This window comes from Ruminococcus sp. Marseille-P328 (assembly GCF_964249465.1).
Classification (GTDB): domain Bacteria; phylum Bacillota; class Clostridia; order Lachnospirales; family Lachnospiraceae; genus Blautia_A; species Blautia_A faecis.
The window spans coordinates 1-19303 of the sequence record NZ_CAXUBQ010000013.1 but is presented as its reverse complement, the minus strand read 5'-3'; the positions used below and the strand labels follow the sequence as shown (position 1 = coordinate 19303).

Here is a 19303-nt window from a genome sequence, read left to right as displayed (position 1 = left end):
TTTTGCAGTAGATATGTTTCCATATAAAACAACCGAGCTTTTTCAGGAGTTAGGCTTCTATTCCCAACTTCCGAAAAATCCCGGAAATACGCCGCTTTCTGGCACTTGATTTTATTTTCTTGACATCAAGACTACCGTCTCGACATGCACCGTCTCACAAAACTGATCCACGCTGCAGCTGCGCTGAACCTCATAACCAGCTGCCAGAAATGCAGGTAAATCTCTTGCAAGACTTGTTGGTTTGCAGGAGATATAGACGATGTTTTCCACTCCATATGCCAGGATCTTCGGCAGCGCTTTGGGGTGGATTCCATCGCGAGGGGGATCCAGAATGATCATATCTGGTTTTTCAGTAAGATCGTCCAGGACTTTCAGGACGTCACCTGCGATGAAACGACAATTGGTGAGACCATTTAAGGCGGCATTTACTTTTGCAGCTTCCACAGCTTCCTCAACAATTTCCACGCCGATAACCTCTTTCGCAACAGAAGCAAGAAGCTGGGCAATAGTTCCAGTACCGCTGTAGAGATCAAATACTTCTTTGTCCTTGGTGTCACCAATGTAATCACGCACAATAGAGTACAATACTTCGGCTGCCAGTGAGTTTGGCTGGAAGAAGGAAAATGTACTAATCTTAAATCGCAGACCCAGCAACGTTTCATAGAAGTAATCCTGTCCATAAAGCAATCTGGTTTCATCGCTCTGCACCACATCAGACAGAGAATCATTGATAATGTGCATAATTCCCACTATTTTTCCCTCCAGCGGAAGAGCCAGAAGCCTTGATACCAGCGGCGCATAGTCGTACTCTGCCTGGCTTGTGGTGATCACATGTACCAGAATTTCACCAGAGGTCACACCGCGGCGCAGAAGCAAGTGGCGCAGATAACCAGTATGCTGCATTTTCTTATAATGCACAGCCCCAAGCTCTGTAAAAAAGTCCAGCACACTGGAAAGGATCGCTGTCATATCCGGATGCACCAGCTTGCAGTCAGAAGCTGTCAGTACGTCGTAAGTGCTGCCTTTCTTGTGCAAACCAAGAGAAAGAGGACCATCTTTATATTCATCTCCAAAGGAAAATTCCATCTTATTACGGTAACCAAATTCAATAGGACTTCCGTGGATTCCTTCCCAGTGAAGGTCTGTATCACTACCTACTGCCTCCTGGAGAAGTCCTTTCACCTGAGTTTCCTTCATTTTTAACTGTTCTTCGTAGGACATTGTCTGGTACATGCAGCCACCGCATGCCGGAAAAATCTTACATACAGGCTCTCTTACCTCAAGGGGAGAATCCTCCAGAACCTCCAAAAGCCTGCCTTCTGCCCTGCCCGAGCGCTTCTTATTGATCATAAAGCGAACTTTCTGACCTGGAATTCCATTTTTTACAATTACTTTTTCTCCATCTATGTTCACATATCCCTTGTTGGGGAAATCAACTTTCTCGATAATTCCTTCGTAAATCTCTCCTTTTTTCATAAATCCTCCATAAAATAATTATATATAGATCGTAACTATTCCGCAGCTATCTTTTATATATAATGCTGTCGCTAATGGATTACTGTTCACTGGTAACGTTCCGCGAGGTGTTTTTTTGTGAACAAAGTTCACAGAAAACCCGAAAATTGCGGCGCGAAATCATGTAAATGCATGATTTCTATGCATCGCGAAGCGTATTACTATGAAGATACAGAACAATTACCTTAAATCAAAAATAAGGTATACGGGGGAGCATAACTGCTATATGCCCGTATACCTTTTCATTTAATATGCACTCACTTATAAAAAATCCCCGAAATTATCCACATCCAAACCAGATTTGTATTCCAAAAATTGTGGACGACCGTGGATATCCGCTAAACGCCTTACTTATTTCTCCTCATCCTCGAAATAATCGTCATAATCATCATCAAAGTCTTCCTCGAAGTCTTCAAGATAATCCGGTGCGAAGAAGCGATATACTGCAAATGCAATTCCTGCAACAGCAGCTACAGCGCCAATGATAGCCAGTACCCAGAGGACTGTATTCTTCTGCTTCTCATCTTCTTTTTTCTTAAGTAATGATAATAATTCCTCGAGCTTATCCATTTTAATGTTCATGTGATACCATCCTCTCTTTCAAAGTACTCATTAGGTTTATTTATTATACCACTTTTGCAATTATTTTACCATAGTTAATATATTAATTTTAAATTTTTCCAAACCCAATTTCCAATCAAATTTTCTTCAGCTTGGCAAAGCTTGCGAACATCTTCTTCACACCAACCTTATCAAACTCCACTGTAACCTCATAATCACGACCGCCTTCCACGATTTCTTTCACAATTCCAACGCCAAATTTAATATGGCGAACCGTATCTCCCACCTCATAATCCAGCGAATTGGCTTTTGTTACTTTAAATTCTCTTGGCTTGTAATTTCTGCCCTGGAGAATTTCTTTCATCTTGGAGTATTTCGCCGGTGTTGGGATTAGTTCCTCCACTTTCGGCTTCTTCTCCTGAATAGTGTGTCCCAGATCTACCAGTTCTCTTGGAATCTCTCTCACAAACCTGGAAACCCTGTTATACTGAGTCTCTCCACGGATCATCCTCTGCTGGGCGCAAGTCAAAGTAAGGTCTTTCATTGCACGGGTAATTCCCACGTAACAAAGTCTTCTCTCTTCTTCCATCTCCCCGTCATCGCCATAGCTGATGGTCATATGACTAGGGAAAATGCCGTCTTCCATTCCTACCATAAACACCTTCGGAAACTCCAGACCCTTGGCACTATGTAAAGTCATAAGGAGCACATAATCCTGATCCGGATCTACAGTATCAATATCTGCTATCAGTGCCACCTCTTCCAGAAAGCCAGAAAGCGTAGCAGGCTGATTCTGCTCCTCCATATCCTCCTGATAAGCCACAGTCTTGGAAATCAACTCATCAATATTCTCAATTCTTGCTCTTGATTCTTCTGTATCCTCAGCTTCCAGCTCTGCCACATAACCTGTGGAATCAATTACCTCCTGCAGGATTTCCTCCACTGTCATCACATCTGCCTTGCTCTTCAGCATCTGTATAAAAGTTACAAAGCCATCGATCTTTGACAAGCTTCTTCCAATAGAAGGAACCTCTTCAGCCACGCGCAATGCCTCATACAGACTGATTCCCATATTGTCCGCATAATCCTGGACACGTCCAAGTGTCGTTGCACCAATTCCACGCTTCGGCACATTGATGATTCTCTGCACAGCAAGATCATCTCTGGCATTATCAATCGTTTTCAGATAACAGAGAAGATCCTTGATTTCCTTACGCGCATAGAAATTAACGCCTCCTACCAGTTTATATGGAATATTGGCTGCAATAAATTTCTCCTCGAAAATACGGGACTGGGCATTGGTACGATAAAGAATAGCGCAATCACGGTAGTTTCCAAGACCGTTTCTTTTTAACTTGCTGATTTCCCCTGCCACATACTCTGCTTCCTCATAGGCATTCAAAAACTGGCGAAAATGCACCTTGCTGCCTTCTTCGTTCTCTGTCCACAGGGTTTTTGCCTTACGCTCTGTATTATTCGCAATCACCTGGTTCGCTGCATTCAGGATATTCCTTGTAGAGCGGTAGTTCTGCTCCAGACGGATTACCCGGGCATCTGGAAAAACATGCTCAAATCCAAGAATATTTCCAATATTAGCCCCACGAAATTTATAAATGGACTGGTCATCATCACCTACCACACAAAGATTCTGATAACGCTGAGCCAGAAGGCTGATAAACTTAAACTGTGCCGTATTGGTATCCTGATACTCATCCACCATAATGTATTTAAACCGCTCCTGATAGTACTCCAGCACTGCACCGCATTTTTCAAAAAGCTCCACCGTCTTTACGATCAGATCATCAAAGTCCAGTGCATTATTCTTACGAAGAGCAGCCTGGTATTCACGGTAAACAGAAGCCACTTTCTTCATATTGTAATCTCCGGCAGCTTTCATCTCCATATCATCTGGTGTAAGCAACTCATCCTTGGCATGGGAAATCTGGGCAAGAAGGGAACGCTCTTTATAAATCTTGGTGTCAATGTTCATCTTCCTGCACACATCTTTCATAAGAGACTTCTGGTCATCTGTATCATAGATTGTAAAATTCGTGTCATATCCCAGATTATCAATATGTCTCCGAAGGATTCTTACGCAGGCTGAGTGGAAAGTAGACACCCAGATACTCTCAGAACCAAAGCCCACCAGCTTATCCACACGCTCTCTCATCTCCTGAGCAGCCTTATTGGTAAACGTAATAGCCAGAATATTCCACGGATTTACTCCCTTCTCATCCATCAGATAGGCAATCCTGTGTGTCAGCACTCTTGTCTTGCCGGAACCAGCTCCCGCCAGGATCAGGACTGGTCCCTCTGTCTGTGCTACCGCCTCGCGCTGAGGGGGATTTAATGTATCATATATGCTCATTTATGTTCTCCTTTTTTCGCTAAAGCATGTTTGAAAAAAGCTTTCTGCAGGATGTGCGCCACAATTTGTAGGAGCTTCCGCCCTGATGAGGGCGTCACAGCGGACTGCGACAACTGAATTCGGACGAAATATACCGTCAAATGGGGCATGCAGATTGCGGGAATGATTTTTCAAATAGTTAAATCTCATTATACATGAAATCCTTATCTCACACAACCCCGAACGTGCAGAAAATCCAAACATAGATTCGGGTTTTTACTGTTTACCAGTAACATTCCGCGAGGTGTTTTTTGTAAACAAAGTTCTGGTTTTTTTCTGTTTTTCACAAGATCTGAAAAAAACAGTTTACAAGTAGTTTTAAAAACTATATAATAAGGAGCAGAGGTGATAAAAATGACAGCTGATGATAAATCCATATTAAAGAGCATTCTGGAGCACATTTCCGGAATGGATTATATAAAACCAGAAGATCTTCCAAACATCGACCTGTACATGGATCAGGTCACCACGTTTATGGAGGATCAGCTTGCGTCCACAAAGCGTCACGATGATGACAAGATCCTGACAAAGACCATGATCAATAACTACGCCAAGAATAACCTGCTCCCTTCCCCTGAGAAGAAGCGCTATTCCAAAGATCATCTGCTCATGCTGATCTTCATTTATTATTTTAAGAATATTCTGTCCATCACAGACATCCAGAAGCTTCTCGGTCCCATCACAGCGAAATACTTTAAAGGTGAGCCAGGCAAGGACATGACCTATGTATATAATGAAGTTTTTGGAATGGAGAACCGCAAGATTGACCAGTTGATCAAGAATCTTCTGAAGGATTACCGTTTCTCCAGCGCCACTTTCCAGGATGCAGATGAGGAAGATCAGGAATTTCTGAAGCGATTCAGTTTTATCTGTCTCATGAGCTTTGATGTCTACATTAAGAAGATGATCATTGAGAAAATGATCGATGACATTTCCCCATCTGAGCCCAGGGACAAACATAAGAAGAATAAAGACAAATAACAGTACAAAACCCGCGAAATTATCTCATAGCACAATTTCGCGGGTTTTCTTTCGTATATTTTATTCTATTTCGGATTCAGATCCTCTGACGCTTATTCGTCCTTCTGATCCAGAGAACGGTTCTGCTCTTTTTTCTCTTCCATTCTCTTAAATACCATATCATAACCGTCATTGCCATAATTCAGAGAACGGTTTACACGGCTGATCGTGGCTGTGGAAGCACCGGTCTTCTCAGAAATGTCAAGGTAAGTTCTCTTATCCATCAGCATTTTGGCCACTTCAAATCTCTGAGATAAAGAAAGAAGTTCGTTAATGGTACACACATCCTCAAAGAAAGTGTAGCACTCTTCCTTATCCTTCAGACAAAGTATGGCCTCAAAAAGATGGTCAACTGCCTCAGTTCTGATATTTTTACTCATTTCGCTACTCCTTTTTCTATATTTAATGTTTATTATTCTCTTTTCAATGATTACTATTTTAACACTCTGACGTGTGATAAGCAAGGACTTTCTATAAATATTTTTGTGAAGATTATATAGTTTTTATGTTCTTTTTTATTTTCAAATTGCTTTTTTTTCACAGATTCGTTATACTATGTGATAAGCTCATTAATGCTATATACAAAATAGAAAAGAGGAATTTTTGAATGGATCGTTTTTTCAACATGGATAACAAATTTTTCACCTTCATGAGCAGGGTGGCAGATCTTATCATTCTGAATCTGCTTTGCATTGTCTGCTGCATTCCGGTGGTGACCATTGGACCTTCCATTGCCGCCATGTTCTACGTCACTTTGAAAATGGTTCGTAATGAAGAGTCTTATATCGTCCGCGGATTTTTTAAATCCTTTAAACAGAATCTGAAACAGGGTATTGTGATCAATCTGATCATGCTTGCGGCCGCCCTTTTGCTGTACTTTGACATTAGCATCTGCCGCAGCACACCTGGCACCATCGGTAAGGTTCTTATGGTATTATTTATGATGATCCTGGTCGTTTACCTGATGATCTTCCTGTACATCTACCCGGTTCTTGCGAAATTTTACAATACCATCAAGAATACTTTTACCAACGCATTTTTGATGTCCATCCGCCATCTTCCATATACAGCACTTATGATCCTTGTCACTGCAGCCCCGGTTCTTGTATTTTTTATTCCAAGTGCCCAGGTACAGTCCATGGTCATCCTGCTGCTGGTGCTCATTGGATTTTCCGGAATTGCATACATCAATTCCCATTTCTTTGTGAAAATTTTTGACAAATATATTCCGGAAGAAACCTCTGAGCCGAATCCTGACAGTGTAGTAGACCACAGTCTTGATTCCGACAATAAGAATTTATGATCACCAGCTGGAATGGAAAGCCCTATCACTCCCTTGACTATATGCTAAAGGAGCGCTTCGGGGAAAAGGTTTATAAAGTCACCTTAAACGGCGGCATGAGCTGTCCCAACCGCGATGGTACAATAGGACACGGCGGCTGCATCTTCTGCAGCGAAGGTGGCAGCGGTGATTTTGCCGCCAGTGCAGCCCTCTCTATCCATGAACAGATAGACAGCCAAATTGCCATGCTTTCCGCCAAAAGACCTATTCACAAATACATCGCCTATTTTCAGGCTTACACCAATACTTATGCTCCTGTGCCTTATCTGGAAAAAATTTTTCAGGAAGCTATTTCCCATCCGGGGATTGTGGCACTTTCTATTGGTACAAGGCCGGATTGCCTGGAGGACGATGTAGTAGAACTTCTTTCCCGGCTAAACATGGTTAAACCAGTCTGGGTAGAACTGGGACTTCAAACCATTCATGAATCTACCGCAGCTTATATCCGGCGAGGTTACCCTCTGTCCTGCTTTGAAGACTCCCTTAAGAGACTCCGCGCAGCTGGTCTGGAAGTAGTAGTTCATACCATTCTCGGGCTTCCCGGCGAATCCAGGGAAGATATACTGGCTACTATGGATTATTTAAATACCCGGGATATTCAGGGAATCAAGCTTCAGCTGCTCCACGTTCTGAAAGGCACTGACCTTGCATATGATTATCTTGCCGGGAAATTTAAAGTGCTGGAACGCGCCGAATATATTGACCTTGTAGCAGACTGCCTGGAACATCTGGATCCATCCATTGTGATCCACCGGGTTACCGGCGATGGGCCGAAAGATCTGCTGATCGCCCCTCTATGGGCCAGCAGAAAAAGAGAAGTGCTGAATCTGCTCCACCACCGTTTGAAAGAGCGTCAGAGTTTTCAGGGCAAAGCATTAGAGCGTGTTTGAAAAAGGCTTTCTGCAAGATGTGCGTCACAATTTGTGGGAGATTTTGTCCGATTGAGGGAGGCGTAGCGGGCTACGCCGACTGAAAGAGGGCAAAATCTCCCGCAAAGTGGGGCGTGCAGATTGCGGGAATGATTTTTCAAACACGCTCCAGAGTCTGTTTGAAATATTATTCCCGCAATCTCCCGCAAAGTGTAATACGCATCTTGCAGAAAGCTTTTTCAAACACACTCGAATTTAGAACTTATGCAATATTTCACCAGAAGGGAGGCTGGAAAATGGCTACACCATTTACTGTTTACAAACTGATCATCCTATATATGCTTCGGAATTCTTCGTCCCCCATCACTAATTCAGAAATTTCAGAATTTATTCTGGACCACGAGTACACGAATTATTTCCATTTGCAACAGGCCCTTTCCGAGCTTGAGGAAACAGAGCTGATTGAGAAGCGTACCATTTCCAATACTTCCTACTATTATCTTACTGAAGATGGAAAAAACACGCTCACCTATTTCGAGAATGATATTTCCCAGGACATCCGTACTGAAGTGCTCCAGTACCTTGCAGCCAGAGGTGCCTCCACAAAGAATCAGGTGAAAGCTCAAGCCGATTATTACATTAATAATCAAGGAGAATATGTGGTTCACCTTCAGCTTTTGCAGAAGGGTGCTTCTGTGATCGATCTTTCTCTTGCAGCGCCATCTCTTTCCGCTGCCAAGGCCATGTGCAGGCAGTGGCCCAAGAAATATGAAGAAATTTATGCAAAAATAATGGAGGGGCTTTTATAAAGCTCCTCCACTTTTTATTTCAGATTTTGTAATTATTCAATACCTTCACAGCTGCACGCTTGGCAAAATAGCACTTGCTGATAATTACTCAATATTTATTCCAACGCGTGTTTGAAAAATCATTCCTTCAATCTGCATGCTCTTTTATAAACTTCATGTGTTCCTTCAGTTTCTTCTCATATCCCATATCTGACAGCTCATAGAATTTCTCTCCCTGGATCTCATCTGGCAGATACTGCTGCTTTACATAATGATTTGGATAATCGTGGGCATACTTATAGCCGATTCCATATCCCAGCTTCTCATGCCCTCCATAATGGGCATCCTGAAGATGAGCCGGAACAGTCGTCCTGGTATGCTTCACACTGTCCATTGCTGCAAAAATAGCATTCACCGCTGCATTGCTCTTAGGTGCACATGCCATATATGCGGCAGCCTGGGAAAGAATGATCTGGGATTCCGGCATTCCCACCCGCTCAACTGCCTGGGCTGCTGCGGTTGCCACTACCAGGGCCTGGGGATCTGCATTTCCAATATCTTCAGAAGCAAGGATCATCATACGTCTTGCAATAAATTTCACATCTTCACCTGCATACAGCATCTTCGCCAGATAATAAACTGCAGCATCCGGATCGGAACCGCGCATACTCTTGATAAATGCAGAAATAATATCATAATGGTTATCTCCATCTTTATCATAGCGCACCACACGCTTCTGGATACACTCAGAAGCCACATCCAGAGTAATATGGATCTTGCCGTCTGAAGCTCTTGGCGTAGTAAGAATGCCAAGCTCTATGGCATTCAGAGCGCTTCTGGCATCTCCTCCTGCCATATCTGCCAGAAACTCCAGGGCATCTTCATCCAGAACCGCATTATAGCTTCCCATGCCCTTTTCCTTATCGTTCACTGCCCGCAGGAGCAGTTCTTTAATCTCCGGAATCTCCAGCGCCTTCAACTCAAATACAATAGAACGTGAAAGGAGAGCACCGTTTACCTCAAAATAGGGATTCTCTGTGGTGGCTCCAATAAGGATGATGGTTCCGTCCTCCACAAAAGGCAAAAGATAATCCTGCTGTCCTTTATTAAAGCGATGAATCTCATCAATAAATAAAATCGTCTTTCGCCCATACATTCCAAGGGCATTCTGAGCCTGTTTTACCACTTCTTCCATATCTTTCTTGCCTGCTACGGTGGCATTGATCTGGGTAAAGTCTGCGCTAGTAGTATTGGCGATGACTTTAGCCAAGGTGGTCTTTCCGGTTCCTGGAGGACCGTAAAAAATAACGGAAGTCAGCTTATCTGCCTTGATGGCTCTGTAAAGTAATTTATCTTTTCCCACAATGTGCTGCTGTCCCACTACTTCCTCCAGTTTCGTAGGGCGAAGACGTGAGGCAAGTGGGGATTCATTCTCCATTGTCCTGGATTTCGCATATTCAAATAAATCCATGTATTTCTCTCCAATTCAAAAGTAATTTTCCGTACATTTGTTCTAATTATAATCTATATTTCTCATTTAGGCAAGTTTATAAAGCTATTTTTTAACTGTTCGCGGAGCATTACATTACTGTTCACTGGTAACGTTCCGCGAGGCGTTTTTTGTGAACAAAGTTCACAGAAAATCCGAGAATTGCGGCGCGAAATCATGCGAATGCATGATTTCTGTGCATCGCGAAGCGCGTTACTGTGAACGGAGTGAACAGTAACACATTACCAATGAACATCTTTAACGATCTTTTACGGCAATATCAGCTCCTCTACAGTCACGAATTCATATTCTTCTGCCATCAGAAGATCCACAATCTGAAGCGCTGCATCTACTGAGCTTTGGTAAGCATCATGCATCAAGATCACTGCCCCGTCTGACACTTCCGACCGCACAATTTTCATAATCGAATCTACATTTTTACTCTTCCAGTCCAAAGTATCCACATCCCAGAGTACAGGAAACATCTCCACATAAAAATCCAGATTTTTTCGCCACTCCCCATAGGGCGGTCTTAACCATGCCGGGTACACACCTGTGATTTCAAAGATTTTCTGGTTGGTTGTCTCAATTTCTTCTTTTGCTGCCTCCTTTGAAATCTTATCCAGCTGTACATGATTGTATGTATGATTCCCGATCAGATGACCTTCCTCCTGTATTTGCTTCACCAAGGCCTCTTTTCCCTCAATATTCTTCCCCATGAGAAAAAAAGTAGCATGAACCCCTCTCTCCTTCAGCCCTTTCAGAAGCAGCGGCGTATATTTACTGTTAGGACCGTCATCAAAAGTCAGAGCTGCTTTTTTCTTTTCCGTCACATTCTTTTCCAAAGTATCTTCCAGCTTCTTTTCTGACCTTCTATTCCTAGCCCCTATCACTTTGTCACTGACAGTTTTTTCCTCTCTTTTTCCGTTTCCCTTCTGCGCACCTTCCTGTTCCCGCCCGGCACAGGTATATTCCTGCACTTCTTTTGCATTCTCCCGGATTCTCACAGTTTCCAGCCTTGCCAGCAGCATCGCCAACGCTATAACTTCTACCCACATCACCAGATGTCTTTTTTCCTTCATATCCCGCCGCCTGACATCTGTCTTTCCTGATAATATATGTTTATGAAATGTAAAAAAGAATCCTGCTTGCAGGATTCTCCGCCTGCGGCGGGTCGCCTCGAGCGACAACTACCTTTCCGCCGCAGTGCGATCCTGCCCGGTAGGGCTTTTAATGTAACAGGAAATCCAAACGGAATTTCCTGTTACATTAAAAAGCACTGGCAATCTCTTTCAAAATCACCAGTGCTCTTCCTTTTTGTTTTCACATGATATGCTGCTATGTGGCACAGCCTGTTATTATTTCAGCAGCTTCAGCTGATTTTCAATTTCTTCGATGCATTTCTCATATCCAAGCTTGCTGCTATCCAGACACAGGTCATACTGAGTGGCATCCTTCCATTCCTCACCTGTAAATCTGCGGTAATACTCATCCTTACGTTTGTCATCCTTCTGAAGGAATTTTTCGATCTCTTTCTGGCTCATGCTCAGCTTCTCAGCAGCCTTTTCCATTCGGAAATTCCAATCAGCGTGAATAAATACACGAAGCACATTTGGATAATCCTTCAAAATATAGTTGGAGCATCTTCCGATGATCACGCAGGACTCCTTCCCTGCCAGTTCACGGATGATCTTTGCCTGATAATTAAACAGGTTCTCATCAGAGGTGAAGTCCTTACTCTGAGGCGAGATCAGCTCACCGCTGTAAATTCCATTCTTCCCGAAAAGCGGTTTTTTTGCGCTGGAATACTCATCTACTCTTCCAAAAAGAGTTTCGTGAATTCCGCTGTCCTCAGATGCCATGCGGATAATATCCTTGTCGTAATATCCAATCCCTAATTTCTTCGCAAGCATTTCACCAACGGTACGTCCACCGCTTCCGTACTGTCTTGCAATTGTAATTACGAAATTGTCCATTTCTCTCCTCCTTATTACACTGGTCAGCTTTCTAAAGCGTTGTTTTTTCCATTCTTTCCGACAACAATAAAAATCACCTGACCAGATTATTTTCCCAAAGACCTTACTGTTCACGACCTGTCCAGTAACCGCTTCGTGATGCACCAGATTCCCGAGATTTCTGTGCATTTTGTTCACAAAACGGACATGTCGCCTGTCAGCTGTCAGATCTGCAAATTTTATTCACCCAGATAAGCCTTCTGTACCGCTTCATCATTCAGCAGGTCGCTTGCTTTTCCACTCATTGTGATCTTGCCAGTCTCAAGAACGTATGCACGATCTGCGATAGAGAGGGCCTTCTTCGCGTTCTGCTCTACAAGAAGTACCGTAGTACCACTTTCGCTTACCACACGGATAATATCGAAGATCTCATTTACAAAGATTGGGGAAAGTCCCATGGATGGCTCATCCATTACGATCAGTCTGGGTTTACTCATAAGGGCACGACCCATGGCAAGCATCTGCTGCTCACCACCAGAAAGTGTACCGGCACGTTGTCCTTTACGCTCTTCCAGACGCGGAAACCTTTTATAGACTCCTGCAAGGCTTTCCTGGATCTCAGCTTTATCTTTTCTCGTATAAGCACCCATGATCAGGTTCTCATATACACTTAAATCTGAAAAAACACGACGTCCCTCCGGAACATGTGCAATTCCCATTTCAACAATCTTATGGGCCGGAACCCTGGTAATATCTTTTCCTTCAAAAACAACGGAACCTTCTTTTGCTGAAAGAAGACCTGTAAGTGTCTGCAGTGTAGTGGTTTTTCCTGCACCATTGGCACCGATCAAAGCAATAACCTCGCCCTGGTTTACCTCAAAGGAGATTCCTTTTAATGCCTGGATTACACCATAATATACGTGTAAATCTTTTACTTCCAACATTGCCATTTCTTTTTCCTCCTTATTCGCCCAGATATGCAGTAACAACAGCAGGATCTTTCAGAACCTTTGCTGTCTCACCCTGACAAAGAACCTGTCCGAAGTTTAATACAGTCAGTTCCTCACAGATACCGCCAACCAGCTTCATATCGTGCTCAATCAGAAGGATCGTCATATTAAAATGATCTCTTACAAACCGAATGGTATCCATCAGCTCCTGTGTCTCATTGGGGTTCATGCCGGCGGCCGGCTCATCCAGAAGGAGAAGCTTGGGATCTGTGGCAAGCGCTCTGGCAATTTCCAGCTTACGCTGTTTACCATAGGGAAGGTTTCCCGCAAGAAGACCAGCCTCCTGATCCAGATTAAACACCTTCAGGATCTCCATAGCACGCTCGTTCATCTCTTTTTCTACTTTAAAATACTTGGGAAGTCTTAAGATTCCGGTTAAAGTAGAATATTTATAATGATTATGCAGACCAGCCTTTACATTGTCCAATACGGTCATATCTTTAAAAAGTCGAATATTCTGGAATGTTCGTGCGATTCCAGCTTTATTAATATCGATAATACTTTTTCCGGTGATATCCAGACCATCCAGCTTGATAATTCCCTCTGTTGGCTTATAAACACCTGTAAGAAGATTAAATACGGTTGTTTTTCCGGCACCGTTTGGTCCGATCAGGCCGTAAAGCTCGCCTTTTTCGATTTTCAGTTGAAAATTATCTACAGCATGAAGGCCGCCAAACTGTATGGAAAGATTATTTACCTCTAACATTGCCATAATTAAGCTGCCTCCTTTTCTTTCACGTGACCTTTGATTTTTTCAACAATACGGCTTCTGAAATCTTTAGCTGCAGGAGCCCAGTTGAAAAGCATCATTGCGATCATTACGATTGCATAAATCAGCATACGGTAGGTGGAGAATCCACGAAGCAGCTCGGGAAGTGCATAAAGCACAATCGTTGCCAGAATACTTCCGCGAAGATTTCCCATACCACCAAGAATTACATATACCAGAATGGTGATGGACATGTTGTAGTCAAAAATAGAAACCTTCAGCATGGAAAGGTTGTGGGCATAAAGTACACCTGCTACACCGGCAATTGCAGCGGAAATAGTAAATGCAAGCAGCTTATTCTTTGTTACGTTGATACCGATGGACTCAGCTGCAATACGGTTATCACGGGTAGATGTAATGGCACGTCCGCTTCTGGAGTTTACCAGATTCTGGATAATAAACAGAACGACCAGAATCAGAATCACACCGATCAGGAAGAAATAATCCTTAATATCTTTATATAAGGTTGCAGTACCGGAAACACCGAGAGCACCCTTGATGATCTGTTTTCCGCCTGGATCCAGCTTCAGATTGGCTGCGCTTGTTGCAACGTGAAGCCCTTTATCATCCACACCAACATACAGAATATTGATCAGGTTCTTGATAATCTCACCAAATGCCAGGGTTACGATCGCCAGATAGTCTCCCCGAAGTCTCAGTACCGGGATACCGATCAGCACACCGAAGACAGCAGCCACAGCAGCACCTACCAGCAATGCAAGAATCAATCTTGGAACAGATGGAAGCACATCACTGGTAACATGGGAAAACAGAGCACTGGAATAAGCTCCAACGCACATAAATCCTGCGTGTCCAAGGCTCAGCTCTCCGGAATAACCGACTACCAGATTCAGGGAAAGAGATGCGATGGTGTACACACAGATGGGTACCAGAAGGCCGGTAAGCAGTCTGGACAGATTTCCTGTGGAGGAAAGGATCTGTACCACAACAAAGATTGCAATTACCATGCCATATGTAATAAAGTTGTTTTTTGTCGTTTTGTTCATATTTTTTTTCATATCGGCCACCTCATACTTTCTCCTGGATGTTCTTGCCGAACAGACCAGATGGTTTTACAAGCAGCACGATGATCAGAACTGCAAATACAATTGCATCTGCAACCTGAGAGGAAATATAGGCCTTACTGAAAATCTCAATAACACCAAGGAGAATTCCTCCAACCATTGCTCCTGGGATAGAACCGATTCCACCGAATACTGCCGCTACGAAAGCCTTGATACCAGGCATTGCGCCTGTATAAGGAGTCAGTGTAGGATATGCGGAGCAAAGGAGAAGTCCTGCAATTGCAGCAAGTCCGGAACCGATTGCGAAGGTAAGGGAAATGGTTGCATTTACGTTGACACCCATCAGCTGTGCGGCGTCACGGTCCTCGGAAACAGCCTGCATGGCACGCCCCGGTTTTGTTTTCTTTACAAAAAGCTGAAGACCGACCATGATCACAATACAGGCAAGGATTGTTACGATCGTAACACCTTTAATCGTAAGCTGTCCGCCAAACAGCTCCAGAGACGGAACATTGATAACCGGAACGAAGCTCTTTGCATCTGCACCAAAAATTAAAAGTGCCAGGTTCTGAAGCAGATAGCTGACACCGATTGCCGTGATCAGAACTGCCAGATTCGATGAAGCCTTACGAAGAGGTCTGTATGCAACTGCCTCAATAACAACACCGGCAACAGTACAGATCACAACAGAAAGAATGATTGCCAGGATTGGTGACATACTGGCTTTGGTAACTGCGGTAAGAATTACAAATGCTCCAACCATGATAACATCACCATGTGCAAAGTTCAGCATTTTTGCAATACCATATACCATTGTATAGCCGAGAGCGATGATCGCATAGATACTGCCCAGGCTGATACCATCTTTTAAATAGGATATAAAACTCATAATGCACCTCTTAACTGGATTTATTACTGTAGATAGTAACTGATTTTTCTTTTTCACGAGCGTGTTTGAAAATTCATTCCCGGCTTTTTCCACTGTTAAGCTTCCTGTCACTTTCTGACACGAAAAAGCGGAAGTAAATTTTCAGACACGCTCCAGCTATTTACTATGAATGTCCCGGACGGCAGCTGACTTTCCTATATCATGATGTCGTCGACAGGCCACCTGTCCGTTTGTTGTATCAGACTGAAACAACAATCATTTCTGTAATTGCAAAGAAGGAGACGGACCCACAGGTAACCGTCTCCCCTTTGCTAACGGCCATCCCCTGCGCAATCAGGGAAATGGTTAAAGCCTCTGCCGTATGCCCGGCACAATGGCCCTATTCTTATAATTACTCCATAGAAGCGTAAACGCCATCTTTGATCACATAAGCCTTAGGTGCTTTATCGCACTCACCGTCTTCTGTCCATTTAGCTTCTCCTGTAAGACCATCAAGAGTAATATTCAGCATGGAAGCAGACATTGCTGCACTGATGTCTTCATTTGACATATCTGGTGTGATGCCAGCATCATTTGCTGCTGCCTGCATAGCGTAAAGTACATCATATGTATCTGCAGCAAACTGATTTGGTGTCTCACCATTGTTTGCATCGCCATATGCTTTAACAAATTTTACAGTTGCCTCATCATCGCCTGTAGCAGAGAATGGTGTCAGAAGCATAACGCCTTCTGCAAGAGATTTATCAAAGTTCTCAACATTCAGGATTCCATCCATACCATCAACACCAAAAATCTTCATGTCAAGACCAAGGTCATGAGCCTGCTGAAGAATCAGAGCGTTGTCAGAATAGTAGTTCGGAAGGAACAGGAGCTCAGCGCCACTGTCTTTGATCTTTCCAAGCTGTACGGAAAAGTCTGTGTTGTTATCTGTTGTGTATGCTTCATCAGCTACAACCTCAAGGCCGTAATCAGCGCAGGCTGCAACGAATGCATCATGTACACCTGAGTTGTAATCAGCCATGGAATCGTAGAGGGTAGCTACCTTCGTAGCAAGACCTTTCTCAGAAATATACTCAGCAGATTTCGTTCCCTGCATTGGGTCTGTAAAGCACATACGGAACTCATTGTCACCAGCGGTAATGCTGTCTACTGCTGTAGCAGACGGTGTGAAGAGGAATGTACTATCAGCTGCCTCTGCACCTACTGCGATACAAGCACCGGAGGTAACAGTACCGCAAAGCATCTGCATTCCTTTGTCAAGAAGGTCATTGTAAGCGTTAACTGCTTTCTCCGGATCTCCCTGATCGTCACCAGCGTCAAGGATTTCTACCTGATATCCATTGAATCCGCCGTTTGCATTGATCTCATCTGCTGCGATCTTAGCTGCATTATATACACCATTACCATACTGTGCATAATCTCCTGTCATAGGTCCGATGACACCAATCTTGAAGGTTTCCTCGCTCTCTGCAAATACAGATACAGGTGTTACTGTGGATACTGCCATTGCTGCGGCTGCAGTAATGCTGAGTACTTTTTTCAGATTTCTCATAATAAATCTCCTCCTTAATTTATGTAAGAGCGTCTGTCATCTCGCCTCTCATGGTGCCCAAGGCATATCCGAAAAACATGGCATGCAGATTGCAGGAATGATTTTGGGAACAGGTTCTGCAACACTGAGATAGTATAAAAGCCCACTGGTGGTTTCCCAGCCGGCTTTGGCTTCCATAACTTCTTCTCTTTACTACTTTAATGTTATGATTATAGCATTCTGTTTTTTTGATTGCAATAGAAAATTTTATAGTTTTTTTAGAATTGCAAAAGAAATTTCCGTTACAATGACCAATTTTTTCTGTTTATGTTGTTTCTGTGACGTACAAACGTACGTTGTAGGACATACTTTCATGCTGATTTCATATTTTGTATTATGCTCGTATTGGAATGTGTTTAAAAAATCAATTCGGACAAAATTAACCACAAGGTGAGACCTTCAGATTGCAGGAATGATTTTTTTGCAGACTCCGGGATAAAAAAAGGAGATGGTCACCCATCTCCCATTCAAATATCCTATTTATTTCAATTAAGCAATTGCTTTCTTAGCAATCTCAGCAAGTGCTGCGAATCCCTGAGCATCATTTACAGCCATCTCAGCAAGCATCTTTCTGTTAATGTCGATGTTTGCAACTTTAAGGCCGTGCATCATTTTGCTGTAGGATAATCCGTTCATTCTTGCAGCAGCGTTGATACGTGCGATCCAGAGCTGTCTGAACTGACGTTTCTTCTGCTTTCTTCCAGCGTAGGAGCTGGTAAGTGCACGCATAACAGACTGTTTTGCTACTCTATACTGTTTGGAACGAGCTCCTCTGTAGCCCTTTGCCAGTTTTAATACACGATTATGTTTCTTCTTTGCGTTTAATCCGCCTTTAATTCTTGCCATTTCTTATTTTCCTCCTGTTCGTCTTCTTCTATGCTATATCTTATAAATACGGTAATGCTTTCTTCATGCTCTTAACATTAGTAGAATCAACAACAGTAGCTTTTCTGAGATTTCTCTTTCTCTTCTGAGATTTCTTTGTTAAGATATGGCTCTTGTAAGCTTTATTTCTTACTAATTTTCCTGTTCCTGTTTTTTTGAAGCGCTTTGCTGCTGCTCTACAAGTTTTAATTTTTGGCATTGTAATTTCCTCCTTAATATCGTATCTATTTAATGTCCCTCATCCAGCCTGACACCCTCAGGGTGTCTCTCCAAATGAATGCAACATCCTAGTGTTTCTGTGCTAAAAACATTGTCATGCTTCTGCCTTCTACCTTAGGTGCCTTCTCAACTACAGCAATGTCCTTCAGCATATCGGCAAAATCATCCAGAACGTGCTTGCTGCTTGACATGTGTGCCATCTCTCTTCCGCGGAAACGAAGAGTAACCTTCACTCTGTCGCCCTTGGTAAGGAATTTGCGCGCTGCCCCAGCCTTTGTATTCAGGTCATTGGTATCAATATTTGGTGAAAGACGCACTTCTTTGACATCGATGGTCTTCTGCTTTTTCTTGGCTTCTTTCTCTTTTCTGGCAAGTTCGTAGCGATATTTACCATAATCAATGATCTTACATACCGGCGGCTTTGCCTGTGGGGCAATCTTTACTAAATCAAGCTCTGCCTCCTGAGCTTTGGCCATTGCTTCTCTTGCGGACATAATTCCGAGCTGCTCTCCGTCCGGTCCGATTAAGCGTACCTCTTTGTCTCTGATTTGTTCGTTAATCATTAAATTGCTAATTGTCGTGCACCTCCATACCTGATAGATGATCTGTTCTGATCCAGTTTTTAACTTCTGGACTCTCATTCCCCTTCGCAGGAAGAAATTCCTGCCTGATACCTGACGCCGCAAATATAAAAAAAGTGCGGACAGAATCCACACTTCTCCTATTACACTCGCGAACTAAGTCACGCGCTGCTGTGCAATATGAACCCGAGCCGCATCTAAGTATGCGCTGAGGTGAGAGTGAACTCTGCTTTCTTTTCATCACGTACTGTCGTATGATATCATGCCTTATTGTGAAAGTCAAGATGTTTTTTTATTTTTTCTAATAATTTTATGAACCATTTATGATAATGTCCTAATATACCATAAAGGAAAATGTCCCAATGTAGTATAATGCTTCCATCAACAG

Annotated in this window: 21 protein-coding genes and 2 pseudogenes; 5 read left to right on the top strand and 18 right to left on the bottom strand. The window is 43.1% G+C overall.

Annotated elements, in window-relative coordinates; all coding sequences use genetic code 11:
- Positions 1-111: 111 nt before the first annotated feature.
- The 4 genes from rlmD to ACESTK_RS10490 form a co-directional block, all read right to left on the bottom strand.
- Positions 112-1476, bottom strand: a complete 1365-nt coding sequence (gene rlmD / locus ACESTK_RS10505) for a 23S rRNA (uracil(1939)-C(5))-methyltransferase RlmD (RefSeq protein WP_373119706.1) — start codon at positions 1474-1476, stop codon at positions 112-114.
- A gap of 390 nt (positions 1477-1866) precedes the next feature.
- Positions 1867-2097, bottom strand: a complete 231-nt coding sequence (locus ACESTK_RS10500) for a hypothetical protein (protein ID WP_173716615.1) — start codon at positions 2095-2097, stop codon at positions 1867-1869.
- A 115-nt stretch (positions 2098-2212) separates the two neighbouring features.
- Positions 2213-4444: a DNA helicase PcrA gene (gene pcrA / locus ACESTK_RS10495; RefSeq protein WP_226854703.1), complete on the bottom strand. Its 2232-nt coding sequence runs from the start codon at positions 4442-4444 to the stop codon at positions 2213-2215.
- Positions 4445-4633: a DUF6783 domain-containing protein gene (locus tag ACESTK_RS10490; protein ID WP_373119704.1), complete on the bottom strand. Its 189-nt coding sequence runs from the start codon at positions 4631-4633 to the stop codon at positions 4445-4447.
- Positions 4634-4837: 204 nt separating this feature from the next.
- On the opposite strand from ACESTK_RS10490, the gene ACESTK_RS10485 reads away from it, so the two are divergent.
- Entirely contained in the window at positions 4838-5464 is a 627-nt protein-coding gene (locus ACESTK_RS10485; protein ID WP_118578215.1) for a DUF1836 domain-containing protein, read from the top strand.
- 92 nt (positions 5465-5556) lie between these two features.
- On the opposite strand, the gene ACESTK_RS10480 is transcribed toward ACESTK_RS10485, so the two are convergent.
- Complete coding sequence (locus ACESTK_RS10480; protein ID WP_118578214.1) at positions 5557-5883, bottom strand: YerC/YecD family TrpR-related protein; 327 nt, start codon at positions 5881-5883, stop codon at positions 5557-5559.
- Positions 5884-6110: 227 nt separating this feature from the next.
- On the opposite strand from ACESTK_RS10480, the gene ACESTK_RS10475 reads away from it, so the two are divergent.
- Together ACESTK_RS10475 and ACESTK_RS10470 are read left to right on the top strand one after the other, a co-directional pair.
- A complete protein-coding gene (locus tag ACESTK_RS10475; RefSeq protein ID WP_118578213.1) occupies positions 6111-6806 on the top strand; it encodes a YesL family protein in 696 nt (231 codons plus the stop codon).
- The gene (locus ACESTK_RS10470; protein ID WP_207742919.1) at positions 6803-7735 is read left to right on the top strand and encodes a TIGR01212 family radical SAM protein; all 933 of its coding nucleotides are present in this window, start codon (positions 6803-6805) and stop codon (positions 7733-7735) included. The genes ACESTK_RS10475 and ACESTK_RS10470 overlap by 4 nt, the downstream gene beginning before the upstream one ends.
- Here the strand turns inward: ACESTK_RS10470 and ACESTK_RS10465 are convergent.
- Positions 7708-7815 (bottom strand): annotated as a pseudogene (locus tag ACESTK_RS10465) (DUF6783 domain-containing protein); the annotation flags it as partial. The gene ACESTK_RS10470 and the pseudogene ACESTK_RS10465 sit on opposite strands and share 28 nt — an antisense overlap.
- Here ACESTK_RS10465 and ACESTK_RS10460 point away from each other — a divergent pair.
- Both ACESTK_RS10460 and ACESTK_RS10455 read left to right on the top strand, forming a co-directional pair.
- Positions 7792-7842 (top strand): annotated as a pseudogene (locus tag ACESTK_RS10460) (hypothetical protein); the annotation flags it as partial. The pseudogenes ACESTK_RS10465 and ACESTK_RS10460 sit on opposite strands and share 24 nt — an antisense overlap.
- A 168-nt stretch (positions 7843-8010) precedes the next feature.
- Positions 8011-8523 carry a DUF4364 family protein gene (locus tag ACESTK_RS10455; RefSeq protein ID WP_148461144.1) on the top strand — a complete coding sequence of 171 codons (513 nt, stop codon included), beginning with the start codon at positions 8011-8013 and terminating at the stop codon, positions 8521-8523.
- Positions 8524-8650: 127 nt separating this feature from the next.
- Here the strand turns inward: ACESTK_RS10455 and ACESTK_RS10450 are convergent, their stop codons facing one another.
- The 12 genes from ACESTK_RS10450 to infC form a co-directional block, all read right to left on the bottom strand.
- Positions 8651-9973, bottom strand: coding sequence for a replication-associated recombination protein A (locus tag ACESTK_RS10450; RefSeq protein WP_226854700.1), 1323 nt, complete (start codon positions 9971-9973; stop codon positions 8651-8653).
- A gap of 287 nt (positions 9974-10260) precedes the next feature.
- Positions 10261-11073 (bottom strand): polysaccharide deacetylase family protein, encoded by an 813-nt coding sequence (locus ACESTK_RS10445; RefSeq protein WP_226854689.1) that lies wholly within the window; start codon positions 11071-11073, stop codon positions 10261-10263.
- Between the two features lie 276 nt (positions 11074-11349).
- Entirely contained in the window at positions 11350-11967 is a 618-nt protein-coding gene (locus tag ACESTK_RS10440) for an AAA family ATPase (RefSeq protein WP_148461142.1), read from the bottom strand.
- A 218-nt stretch (positions 11968-12185) separates the two neighbouring features.
- The gene (locus ACESTK_RS10435; RefSeq protein WP_195477682.1) at positions 12186-12896 is read right to left on the bottom strand and encodes an ABC transporter ATP-binding protein; all 711 of its coding nucleotides are present in this window, start codon (positions 12894-12896) and stop codon (positions 12186-12188) included.
- Positions 12897-12909: 13 nt separating this feature from the next.
- Positions 12910-13668 (bottom strand): ABC transporter ATP-binding protein, encoded by a 759-nt coding sequence (locus tag ACESTK_RS10430; RefSeq protein WP_226854687.1) that lies wholly within the window; start codon positions 13666-13668, stop codon positions 12910-12912.
- Between the two features lie 2 nt (positions 13669-13670).
- Positions 13671-14744 (bottom strand): branched-chain amino acid ABC transporter permease, encoded by a 1074-nt coding sequence (locus ACESTK_RS10425; protein ID WP_226854685.1) that lies wholly within the window; start codon positions 14742-14744, stop codon positions 13671-13673.
- A 10-nt stretch (positions 14745-14754) separates the two neighbouring features.
- Positions 14755-15639 carry a branched-chain amino acid ABC transporter permease gene (locus tag ACESTK_RS10420; protein WP_118578208.1) on the bottom strand — a complete coding sequence of 295 codons (885 nt, stop codon included), beginning with the start codon at positions 15637-15639 and terminating at the stop codon, positions 14755-14757.
- Between the two features lie 391 nt (positions 15640-16030).
- Complete coding sequence (locus ACESTK_RS10415; RefSeq protein ID WP_118578207.1) at positions 16031-17191, bottom strand: ABC transporter substrate-binding protein; 1161 nt, start codon at positions 17189-17191, stop codon at positions 16031-16033.
- A gap of 48 nt (positions 17192-17239) precedes the next feature.
- Entirely contained in the window at positions 17240-17368 is a 129-nt protein-coding gene (locus ACESTK_RS10410) for a hypothetical protein (protein ID WP_255610517.1), read from the bottom strand.
- Positions 17369-17719: 351 nt separating this feature from the next.
- Entirely contained in the window at positions 17720-18076 is a 357-nt protein-coding gene (rplT, locus tag ACESTK_RS10405; protein WP_117850812.1) for a 50S ribosomal protein L20, read from the bottom strand.
- A gap of 40 nt (positions 18077-18116) precedes the next feature.
- Entirely contained in the window at positions 18117-18314 is a 198-nt protein-coding gene (gene rpmI / locus ACESTK_RS10400) for a 50S ribosomal protein L35 (RefSeq protein WP_117850817.1), read from the bottom strand.
- Positions 18315-18402: 88 nt separating this feature from the next.
- A complete protein-coding gene (gene infC / locus ACESTK_RS10395; RefSeq protein ID WP_118578206.1) occupies positions 18403-18897 on the bottom strand; it encodes a translation initiation factor IF-3 in 495 nt (164 codons plus the stop codon).
- Positions 18898-19303 lie beyond the last annotated feature (406 nt).